The following is a 1,419-nucleotide window of genomic DNA, read 5'->3' on the forward strand; positions in this document are numbered from 1 at the left end:
GGTCACGTCCGCGCTGGTGGTGTAGGAGACGACCATCGCTGGATCCGGTTTGATGTTAGGCGGCGATCGGGCTGGGATTGGTCTGGTCGGTGTCGTGTTGGTCCGGCTCGACGATGACGAGGCGGGCTTTGGCCAGGAGTTCCAGGCCCATGTAACGACGGCCTTCGGTCCACTCGTCGGTCTGCTCGGCGAGGACCGCGCCGACGAGGCGGATGATCGCCGGCCGGTTCGGGAAGATCCCGACGACGTCGGTGCGTCGGCGGATCTCCTTGTTCAGCCGTTCCTGCGGATTGTTCGACCAGATCTGGCGCCAGATCTCACGCGGGAAGCCGGTGAAGGCCAGGAGGTCCTCTCGGGCGTTGGCGAGGTGTTCGGCGGCGGCCGGGAACTTCGCCTCGATGGTGGTCACGACCCGGTCGAACTGGGCCCGGACGGCGTCAGCGTCGGGCTGGTCGAAGATCGTGCGGACAAGAGTGGCGATCCATGGCTGCGCCGTTTTCGGGACCTTCGTGAGCAGGTTGCGTAGGTAGTGGGTGCGGCAGCGCTGCCAGGCGGCGCCGGGCAGGGCCGCGCCGATCGCGCCCACGAGACCGCGGTGAGCATCAGAGATGACCAATTGAACACCGGACAGTCCACGGGCGGTCAACGACCGCAGGAACGCCAACCAGCCGGCGCCGTCTTCGTCGGAGGCGACGTCGAGGCCGAGGACTTCACGCTGACCGTCAGCGTTGACCCCCACCGCGACGAGCGCGTGGACGTTGACGGTTCGGCCATGCTCACGGACCTTCATCGTCAAGGCGTCCATCCACACAAACGGGTAATGGGCGGCGTCGAGAGGCCGGTTGCGGAACGCCTCAACCTGCGCGTCCAAGTGCGCTGCCATCTCCGACACCTGCGACTTGGACAGCTGCTTGACGCCGAGTTGCTCGACCAACTTCTCCACCCGACGGGTCGACACCCCGAGCAAGTAGGACGTCGCCACGACCGAGACCAACGCCTGCTCAGCCCGCCGGCGATGGGTCAGTAGCCAGTCCGGAAAGTACGAACCGGTACGCAGCTTCGGCACCGCGAGATCGATCGTGCCCGCGCGGGTGTCCCACTCCCGCACCCGGTAACCGTTGCGCGAGTTGACCCGCTCGACACTGCGCTGTCCGTAATCGGCGCCGCAAATCGCATCCGCTTCGGCGGACATCAACGCCTGCGCGAACGTCTTCACCATCGCCCGCAACACATCCGGCGACGCGCCCTCGATCTGCTCGCGCAGCAGCTCAGCAGGGTTCACACTCTCAGATGCGGCCATCGCGCATCACACTCCTTCACTCGGACTTAGCCGTCTCGAAGGATCGCGCGGTGGCCGTCTCCTATCTACCCAACACGCCCATCACGGGCAAGTCGTACACCACTCCCGTGGACGCAACC

At 66.0% G+C, this 1,419-nt stretch carries 1 protein-coding gene; it reads right to left on the minus strand.

Annotated features, from left to right (window positions below; genetic code table 11):
• Nucleotides 1–55 precede the first annotated feature (55 nt).
• The gene (locus C7C45_RS32900; protein ID WP_110568814.1) at nucleotides 56–1,300 is read right to left on the minus strand and encodes an IS256 family transposase; all 1,245 of its coding nucleotides are present in this window, start codon (nucleotides 1,298–1,300) and stop codon (nucleotides 56–58) included.
• Between the last annotated feature and the right edge of the window lie 119 nt (nucleotides 1,301–1,419).

The organism is Micromonospora arborensis, from assembly GCF_003205615.1.
GTDB classification, from domain to species: Bacteria; Actinomycetota; Actinomycetes; order Mycobacteriales; family Micromonosporaceae; genus Micromonospora; species Micromonospora arborensis.

Excerpts from the sequence above, each read along its gene's own strand:
- C7C45_RS32900 (WP_110568814.1), bottom strand. The coding sequence starts at position 1,300 with ATGGCCGCATCTGAGAGTGTGAACCCTGCTGAGCTGCTGCGCGAGCAG.